Origin of the sequence: Sphingobium limneticum (assembly GCF_008710155.1) — a bacterium.
Classification (GTDB): domain Bacteria; phylum Pseudomonadota; class Alphaproteobacteria; order Sphingomonadales; family Sphingomonadaceae; genus Sphingobium; species Sphingobium limneticum.
The window spans coordinates 1-8,347 of record NZ_VYPZ01000053.1 but is presented as its reverse complement, the minus strand read 5'-3'; the positions used below and the strand labels follow the sequence as shown (position 1 = coordinate 8,347).

The following is an 8,347-nucleotide window of genomic DNA, read 5'->3' as shown; positions in this document are numbered from 1 at the left end:
TGGTAACTCCACCTTACCGATGAGCCCGGTGGCCACCGAGATCGAATTCGCATGGGTGGGGCATGCCCCACCCATGCGATCGCCTCAATCTACACCGGAAATTACACCACGAGCGCGGACGCTAACGCGCGTGATCGGTCGTGCCGATCGCGGCGGGCGCCTGCCTACAAAAATCCTTTTCTACGAAAGCTCAGGCTGCCCTCCCGGGCGACAAGGATATGGTCGTGCACTGCGACGCCCAGCGCCTTGGCCGCCTCGACGAGGTTGCGGGTCATGACCCTGTCGCTCCGGGAGGCGACTAGACGACCAGATGGATGATTGTGCGCGACGATGATGGCGGTCGCGCCAAGCTCAAGACATCGCTTGAGCACTTCGCGTGGGTAAATATGAACGGTAGAAACAGAGCCGATGCTGGCCACCTCATCGCATAAAAGCTCATTGCCTGCATTGAGATAGAGCACCCTAAACTGCTCTTGCGGGGCGAACGCCATCACGCCCCTCAGATAGTCAAGGACGGCGCGCTCATCGGCCAGCACGGCTCCACGCAAAAGGCGATCTCGCAGGACGTGGTGGATAGCCGTTCGAACCGATGAAAACAGGCCCTCCAGATCATCGCCGCCGACGGCTTTGATGCGCTCGCCCTCCGTGGCATTGAGGGCCTCGGGGAACGATCCAAATCGTTCGAGAAGCCGGTCTGATAATTCTCGCGCACGATCGGGTGTCCCCAGGCCGATCAGATCTTCCAGGATTTGTCGACACCCGCCCGGACGAGCCGCCGCTGGTGTCGCCAAGTCGCGGCAATCAGGATGATCTGGGCAATCCAACTCCAGAGCGCCACGGCATCCATATAGGCTTTTGGCACCACCGCCGGCACAGCGACGCGCATTGCGTGCACCGAAAGTTCCGCCACCAGCATTCCCGAAACCCAGAGCGGCCAAAATCGCGTGCTTTTGAAAGAAAGCCATAGGAAAACACCCAACATGGCCGTGTCGACAAAGAGCATGCCGTGCTCGACACCCTGGAACCGGAAGGCAACGGGATGGGCAAGCGCTATGCTGGCGAGGACGCCGCTCACAAAGGTTGCCGCCCCGATCTGCTCGGGCCGGCCACCCTTTGCGAACCCATAGATCGAGCTTAGGACCAAAAGTCCGACGAATAACATTTGTCTGGTCATATCGACTTCGAAATGGAAATCTCCTTCCCAGTCAAGCGCTTGACACTCGTCGCTCAGGCGGCGCGTAGATGGTGCGCGAGAGGCTGCTGCTGGCTTTGGCCAGTTGCGACCTTGAAGACATCGCCATAGGCCTGCTCGCCAAGACCGATGTCGTCACTCACGCGCTTGAGCTGGTCATGGGTCGCGACGAGCTCTGCCCGCGTCTTGGCCACCAGCATGATGGCCGTGGCGGAGGATGCAAATGCGTCCTGCCCGATCGCTGCTCCAAGGCGCCCCTCAAGACGAGCAAGGGGCAGTGCGGCATTGAGTTCGGCGATACGGGCCGCCGCAAGGTCAATAGCTTCCTCCGCAGCATGCAGCCGCTGCGCGATCGAATGGGCGATAATCTGACGTTGTCTGGGCATGAAGTCTCCTCCCGCATTCCACAGGAATGCATGGTTCATGAAGTTGATTGTCAAATGGTGGCCTTACGGGTGGGCTAGACTGTCCATGACCGTAAGAAGCGATATAGCCGCGCCGGCAAGCAGGAGCGCCAGGGCGCCCAATGCCGCTGCGATAACGATGGCTTTTGATTGGTCTAGGTCATTACTCGGTCTCCAGCCTGAGCGGAGCGGGACCCAGCCGATGAAGGACGTCGTGAGGCGTTCGAGCGTGTAGCTTCCCTGCTCCTCAACAAGCTGCCCATCATCGTGCGGATGCCCATCTGCTTCGTGATCAGCAGGGACAGTTGCCGCGATCATACCTCCGAAATCTATTCCCAACGATTGGGAGGGTAGTAGAAATTGGGTGTCGGCGGGGATGTTCAGACCAGGTTCCTCGAACGCGAGGATAATCTGCGCCGCATCAAACCGGTCCATTTCACCAAGGATATTCCGGGCGTTCTCGATATGCTTGTCGACTGTTCCGGAGCGGATACCGAGTTTTCCTCCAATGCGCTTCGATGTCAGCCCTCGGGCAACATGCGCCATGCATTGCCGCTGACGCTGGGTCAGCGACTCGACGGCTGTGCGATATTTCTCCAACTCGGGAGGCAAAATGTTGCTTGTCACGGTGCGACCCGACCCTTGTATGCGTCGGCGACCATAGCCGGGAGAGCCAGGCGAGGTGGCCGATCCGTTTCGTAAGCCGGGAGTGTCATCAAACTGACACGCAAAAGCAACGCTCTTATATCGAATGGCGTAGTGCCACCGGGGTACCGCCTGGGATCGAACAGGAGGGGAGGGGGGGGGAAGAGGTCGGCTTCATATTAATCTCAGGATATCCTCCATGTTCAACAGCCTTTTCGCCACCGGCCTGTCAAACTGCCTTCAAGCCATCCTCTCGCAGGCCGATTGGCTCGGCCGAAAGCATGTTGAGCCTTCACAGCAATCACGTCCCGTCGGTTGGCCCATTTCTCGGCAACGTTCTCCCGGTGACGCGAACATCCTGACGGCTGACGCGCGGAGTTTGCCATGAGCGCTGACATGGCAGCAGCCGGAGAACATATTGTCCGGCGACTCGGGGGCGTCTGGTCCAACGGGCGGGGCATGTGCCAATGCCCGGCTCACGAGGATCGCACGCCGAGCCTGTCCGTAAGGTGCGGTCGGAGCGCTCTTCTGTTCAAATGTTTTGCCGGCTGCACAATTACCGAAATTCTGGCGGCGCTGAGACGTGAAAAGCTCGTTGTACCTGAAGGGGAGAGCCGAAAGGCCGAGCGTTTCCCGCCTGCTGCCGACATGCGGCGATATGCCGCTCGTCTCTGGCGCGAAGGACGACCTGTCAGCGGCACCCCGGCGGAGCGCTATCTACGTAACCGGGCAGTCCCGGCGATCCATGATCTCATGCGCTACCACCCGGCCACACCCCTGGGTCAAGGTCGACCGGTTCGCCGGTTGCCCGCGTTGCTTGTCGCTGTGGGGCAGCCGCGCCGTATGACAGCCGTGCAACGGATATTCCTGCAACCCAATGGCCGGCCGGCTTTGCTCAGCCGGACGAAGCGCGCGCTGGGTCCTCTATATCGGGATGCCGTGCAGTTGTTCGAACCGATGGAGACGTTGGGACTGGCAGAAGGGGTGGAAAATGCCCTCTCGGCGTCCTTGCTTCTCTCCATTCCGGTCTGGGCGAGTCTGGGCGCCGAGCGGTTTGATCGGATCGAGATTCCGTCCCGCATCAAGCGCCTGGTTCTTCTCGCCGATAACGACCGTGCGGGCAGGCGGGCCGTAACCAAAGCTTTGCGAAGCTACGCGCTTCCGGAACGCGAGATAATTGTCCTTTGGCCGGCAGTGCCGTTCAACGACTGGAATGACATGCTGCGGGCAGGAGGGAAGGTGAGGTTGGGATGGGAGCGGAATGCGGCCTGATGGTCAGGGCGCCCGCGAACAGGAGAAAGCTCATGTCCCAGGCTCTGCCCGACATCCAGGTTCCCGCTTCCAAGCTCTCGATCGCACCTTCCAATGTCCGCAGGCGGACTGACCCTGTGGCCGATAGCGAACTCAAGGCCAGCATCCTTGCACGGGGGATCATCCAGAACCTGATCGGCCTGCCGGTGGCGCGAAGGAAGGGTGAATATCAGATCACCGGCGGCGGTCGCCGTCTCACGCAGCTCAAGGCGCTGATCGAAGAGGGCAAGCTGCCAGCCGATTACCCGGTGACGGTGAAGCTGCTGAGCAATCGGAACGATGCGGCAGAAATCAGCCTCGTGGAAAATTTCAATCGATTGAACATGTCGCCGGCCGAGGAATGCCGAGCATTTCAGACGATCATCGAGACCGAGAAGAAGAGCCCGGCGGACGTTGCCATACGTTTTGGGCTCACCGAGCGTTTCGTACTGGGGCGTCTTCGGCTTGCTGGGCTTGCGGACCCCGTCTTTGACGCCCTCGCTGATGGCACCATCACGCTCGACGTAGCGAAGGCCTATGGCAGCATCACCGACACCGCCCGCCAGGCAGCCGTCTTCGAAGAACTTGCCGACGGCTACTATGCCACGAACTGCGCGGAAATCCGTCGCCGCCTGATCTCCGGCCTCTATCGCGGTAATGATCCCAAGGCCCTGCTTATCGGGCGCGACGCCTACCTTGCCGCCGGTGGCAGGATCGACGGCGATCTCTTCTCCGATAATGCGAGCGAGAACTGGATCGACAGCGGCATAGTCGAAACGCTGGCGCAGGAACGCCTGGAAGCGGCGGCCGCGGAGCTCAGATCAAGCGAGGGCTTCGGCGAACTGCGGGTCGTCTGCCACATCCGTGTCCCCTATATGGAAACCATCGGCCTCGATCCTGTCGAAGGCGAACCGGTCGAACTGACCCCCGACGAGGAAGAGCGCCAGCGCGCGATCGAGGTCGAGCTGGAGACGATCGCCGAGAATGCCGATGAAGATGGCTATTCCGACGAAGAGATCCAACGGATCGAGGCGCTGGAAGCGGAATATCAGGGATTGACCGAGCGCCCGCCGGTTTTGGGTGCCGACCAGAAGGCCGCCTCCCTGGCCTATCTCGTGATCGGCGATGACGGCACCCCGCGTCTCCACGAACAAATCTATGCGATCCCGCAGCCTGAACCCGAGGTCGATGAGGATGTCGATACCCAATCCCAGGAGCAGGATGAAAGCGCCGATGAGGCCGTTGATGAGGCTTCCGGAAGGTCGCCGATAAGCCAGAAGCTGGCGGAAGAACTGGCTCTCATGAAGACGGAAATTCTTCGGGTCCATGTCGCGAGCGATCCCAATTTTGCCCTCGATCTCGGCGCGTTCATCATGGCCGACGCGGCGGTCGCCTATCGCTACGACATGCCGAGCGATCTGCGCGCCACCGTGCCCAGTTCGCGCGTCGGCAATTTCGAGAGCGACACGCCCGCAGCGGAAAGCTGGGATGAATTGCAAGCGGGCCTCGACCGCAGCTGGATTGATGCAGGCGGGATCTGCGAACGCTACGACGCCTTCTGCGCCCTCGCCGATACGGCGCGGGCGGCCTGGCTTGGCTGGGCGGTCGCCAGAACCCTCCACGCGGTGCCCGCAGGTGAGCGTTCGGCCTTGCTCATCGACCACCTCGGCACCAAGCTCGACATCGATGTTGCGCAATGGTGGCGTCCGACCGCTCGACGCTATTTCGATCGGGTAGCCAAGCCAACGATCCTGGACCATTTCCACGAGGTTGGCCGAGCCGAACTGCGCAGCAGGTACAGCGGTTCGAAGAAGCATGATCTCGCGCTTTCTGCCGAAAAGCTCTTCGGCGGCCAGATCATCGTCGAGGCCGATATCAAGGATCGGGCGATGCAGTGGCTACCCGACGCGATGCGCTTTGGTCCACCTGAGGATCTCGCTTCCCAGGAAGGCGAGGCGCAGTCCCCCAGCGGCGAGCCCGCGTCCGCTGATCAGCAGAGCGACTTGCCCGAAGCTGCCTGAACGACCGTGGGCGGGGCTGCATGCGCGCCTCGCCCAAATTTTCCGAACATCGAAGTCGAGCAGGCCCTGCCGCCCGACAATCTCGCCTGCAGCTGCTTGGCTGCGGGCATCTGGAGCTTGCCATGACCTCTGATCTCTTTGCCGCCATTACCGCTGGAACCGGGCCACTCGATCAAAAAATCTGGACCCTCGCTTCGGTCGCCAAGGACCTGTGCGAACTCATAGTGAGTGGCCAGCCCATCAACCGACACCGCCTCACCCGTCTGATGACCACCTATTTCGGCGCCGGCGACGCGACGGGCGCCTGGTCGCTGCGCGAGGCATTCGACGCGCTGGAGGCTGCTCAGGCCTTGGCGCTTATGCGCGTTCCGCTGAACGAGGCATCGCCCGAAGCCGTCCTTGATGACCTGCTGGCTCGAACCGAACGCCTGCCCACCCAGTCGGTCCGATCGGAGCGTCAGGTCGATATGCAGCACTTCTCGACACCCTTGCCATTGGCTTATCTCGCCGCTCGCGCTGCCGCGATTGGGGCCGACGATCAGGTCCTTGAACCTTCTGCTGGTACCGGGCTTCTGGCCATATTCGCGCAACTGGCGGGCGCGGGCCTTTTCCTGAACGAACGCGATCCCGTGCGAGCCGGGCTGCTTGAGCAGGCGCTTGGTGCCGAAGTCAGCTGTCACGATGCCGAGTTCATCGACGACCTTTTGCCAACAGGCGTGCGGCCCAATGTCGTGCTTATCAACCCACCTTTCGCCCGCAGCGAACAGCGGGGACGCGACGCTCATGCCGGTGCCCGGCATCTTCGTTCCGCCCTTGCGCGCCTAGCGCCCAGCGGCCGATGCGTTGCGATCATGTCGCCGGCATTTGCCCATGATGGAAGCGGGCAGAAAGGCTACCGGGCTGTCGCTGACCTCGTCCCGCCGCGCGTGGAAATCACGATCCAGGGCCGGCCGTTCGCAAAGCACGGCACCAGCGTATCGGTCCGCCTGATGATCTACGATAAAGGCTGGACCGGCGCGCCAGAACGGATTTGCGTGCCAGACATAAAATCGGCCCTGCCGCATATTCTTTCGACGCCGCCAAGGCTGGGATCGCACGATAGCGCGCCGCGCGAGCCGGCAGGAACGACTAAAGCACGAATTCCGGTGCGAATGCCTGTCAGAACCGGTGCGCCGCTGATGGCGTCGCCTTCAACAACAATTGGCCCCAAGCTCAAACCGCGCGCTGCCGTCGCGGTGGATACGACGGTAGAACCGCTCGCTTACGCTGTTCGCGAAACGCCGCGGCCCGCCGACGAGCAGATCGGCATCTATGTGCCCTGGCGTCTCTCCCGCATGGATATTCCGGGCGGAAAGCCGCATCCCGACCAGTTGATCGAGTCGATTGCGATGTCCTCGATCCTTCCTCCCGCGCCGACCTATGTCCCCATGCTGCCCCGCTGCGCCGTCACCGCTATGTCGGACGCCCAGCTTGAAACCCTTGTCTACGCGGGACAGGCGTTCGAGCGCGATCTGCCCGGACTCCATGCGCCCAATGAAGCTGGCACGATGCTCATGCCCGACAGTGCGGGGTGCGCCTATCGCATGGGCTTTTTCATCGGCGATGGCACTGGCGTCGGCAAAGGGCAGCAGGTCGCAGCCTGTATCCTGGACCAGTGGAGCCGAGGTCGCCGCAAGGCGGTATGGATTTCCAAGAGCGCCGCGCTGATCGAGGATGCGCGCCGGGACTGGGCGGCGCTAGGCGGCCTGCCGATCGACATCCAGCCGCTGGACGCCATTCCATTTGGGGCGCCGATCACGATGGAAAGCGGCATCATCTTCCTGACCTATGCAACGCTGCGGTCCCAGCGCCACGACGCTGCCTCCCGCCTTTCGCAGCTGCTGGCCTGGCTCGAAGATGATTTCGAGGGGGTCATCTGCTTTGACGAAGCGCACGAAATGGCCAACGCCGCAGGCACCGAAACCAAGTTCGGAACCCAGAAGGGGTCGGAGCAGGGTTTGGCCGGCGTTCGCCTTCAGAACCTGCGCCCACGCGCCCGCATCCTCTACATTTCGGCGACCGGCGCCACCGATCCCGCCAATCTTTGCTACGCGATCCGCCTTGGCCTTTGGGGGGCGGGCACGTCGTTCGATGATCGTGCGGCCTTCATGAGAGGCATCGAGAAGGGCGGGATCGCAGCAATGGAAATCGTCGCGCGCGATTTGAAAGCTCTCGGTCTCTACATGGCGCGCGCACTGACATTTCGCGGCGTTGAATATGATCCGCTCGTTCATCCGCTGACCGCCGCCCAGATCAAGACCTATAATGCCTATGCCGATGGATGGGCCGTCATCCATCGCAATCTCGATGAGGTGCTCGCGCTCACCAACATCGTCGACCGGATGGAGGACAAGGCGCTCAATGCCCAGGCCAAGGGTTCTGCGCTCTCGCGCTTTGAGAGCGCCAAGCAGCGCTTCTTCGCGCAATTGCTGATCGCCATGAAGGTGCCGAGCCTGATCGACGCCGTGACCCGCGAGCTTGATGCGGGCAATCATGCGATTATCCAGCTCGTGACGACGGCCGAAGCCATGCTGGGGCGACGGCTCGCAAGCCTGTCTGCCGAGGAGCGCGCCAACCTCGATATCGAACTATCGCCTCGGGAGTATATGTAATGTTGAGCTCAACATTAGACATATTCTTTGCAGTCGCAGTTTATGTCGAGCGTGGCGGCAGGAGGCGCAGGTTTCCTTCGGTTTTCCATGATTTCACTCCAGATAATATATGAGGATCAGGGGAATGTCTGGGGACGGGTCAGG

At 61.5% G+C, this 8,347-nt stretch carries 7 protein-coding genes; 3 read left to right on the top strand and 4 right to left on the bottom strand.

Annotated elements, in window-relative coordinates; all coding sequences use genetic code 11:
- Positions 1 to 164 precede the first annotated feature (164 nt).
- Genes F4U94_RS24885 through F4U94_RS23340 form a run of 4 tightly spaced genes read right to left on the bottom strand, consistent with a single transcriptional unit; the run spans position 165 to position 2,223 of the window.
- Entirely contained in the window at positions 165 to 791 is a 627-nt protein-coding gene (locus tag F4U94_RS24885; RefSeq protein ID WP_197716431.1) for a JAB domain-containing protein, read from the bottom strand.
- A complete protein-coding gene (locus F4U94_RS23350) occupies positions 734 to 1,174 on the bottom strand; it encodes a hypothetical protein (RefSeq protein WP_197716432.1) in 441 nt (146 codons plus the stop codon). Before F4U94_RS23350 ends, F4U94_RS24885 begins: the two co-directional genes overlap by 58 nt.
- A 53-nt stretch (positions 1,175 to 1,227) precedes the next feature.
- Positions 1,228 to 1,632: a hypothetical protein gene (locus F4U94_RS23345; protein WP_249042118.1), complete on the bottom strand. Its 405-nt coding sequence runs from the start codon at positions 1,630 to 1,632 to the stop codon at positions 1,228 to 1,230.
- Between the two features lie 9 nt (positions 1,633 to 1,641).
- Positions 1,642 to 2,223, bottom strand: coding sequence for a helix-turn-helix domain-containing protein (locus tag F4U94_RS23340; protein ID WP_120249877.1), 582 nt, complete (start codon positions 2,221 to 2,223; stop codon positions 1,642 to 1,644).
- A gap of 402 nt (positions 2,224 to 2,625) precedes the next feature.
- On the opposite strand from F4U94_RS23340, the gene F4U94_RS24700 reads away from it, so the two are divergent.
- The 3 genes from F4U94_RS24700 to F4U94_RS23325 all read left to right on the top strand — a co-directional run bounded on the left by F4U94_RS24700 (position 2,626) and on the right by F4U94_RS23325 (position 8,203).
- The gene (locus F4U94_RS24700; protein WP_170271997.1) at positions 2,626 to 3,513 is read left to right on the top strand and encodes a DUF7146 domain-containing protein; all 888 of its coding nucleotides are present in this window, start codon (positions 2,626 to 2,628) and stop codon (positions 3,511 to 3,513) included.
- Positions 3,492 to 5,552, top strand: coding sequence for a ParB/RepB/Spo0J family partition protein (locus F4U94_RS23330; RefSeq protein ID WP_249042117.1), 2,061 nt, complete (start codon positions 3,492 to 3,494; stop codon positions 5,550 to 5,552). The genes F4U94_RS24700 and F4U94_RS23330 overlap by 22 nt, the downstream gene beginning before the upstream one ends.
- Positions 5,553 to 5,674: 122 nt before the next feature.
- On the top strand, positions 5,675 to 8,203 hold the full coding sequence (locus F4U94_RS23325; RefSeq protein ID WP_249042116.1) for a strawberry notch-like NTP hydrolase domain-containing protein: 2,529 nt from the start codon (positions 5,675 to 5,677) through the stop codon (positions 8,201 to 8,203).
- Positions 8,204 to 8,347 lie beyond the last annotated feature (144 nt).